Raw genomic sequence first — 597 nt, forward strand, 5'->3', positions numbered from 1 at the left:
GGCTTGAGGCCGGCGAGCGGAAGCTCACCAAAGAGTGGGCTGAGCGGCTTGCGCCAGCACTCGGTATCGGCGCGGAGACGCTCTTGTTCCCGCCGGCCAATCTAAACGACCCGGACGGCGACGACGGTCCCGGCTGGACGATTGATGAGGAGAGCGGTCTGGACGTTCCCGGCGAGGTGGCCGCTGGGCGCTTTCTGACTGTCGACTCGGCGGTGGACGAAACCATCTACGAGCGCGCCCCTGTGGTGCCGGACGCTAGGTACCCTCGGAAGGCGCAGTACGGTCTCGTCGTCCGTGGCACCTCTATCAATCAGATCGCAATAGACGGCGACATTCTCCACTGCGTCGATATCGAGATCAGCGGACACCAACCCCAGAACGGCGAGCTGGTAATTGTTGAGCAGGTGCAGTTCGGCGGCCACCTGCGCGAGCGCACCGCAAAGGTCTACCGAGTAGCCGAAGGCGGCTCTGTCGAGCTGCATCCAGACAGCGACGATCCGCGATGGCAAGAACCGATACAAGTCCCGAGGCGTGAGCTCGACTGGAAGCCAAGAGAGGACTTGCAAGTATCCGTACGGGCTTTCGTCATCGGAACAT

Annotated in this window: 1 protein-coding gene; it reads left to right on the plus strand. The window is 62.5% G+C overall.

Annotation, left to right across the window (positions count from 1 at the left end; translation table 11 throughout):
• Positions 1-597, plus strand: a 597-nt coding sequence (locus ACU8YE_RS23980) for a S24 family peptidase (protein ID WP_446929846.1), incomplete at both ends; no start/stop codon positions are given.

The organism is Ralstonia sp. VS2407, from assembly GCF_052950655.1.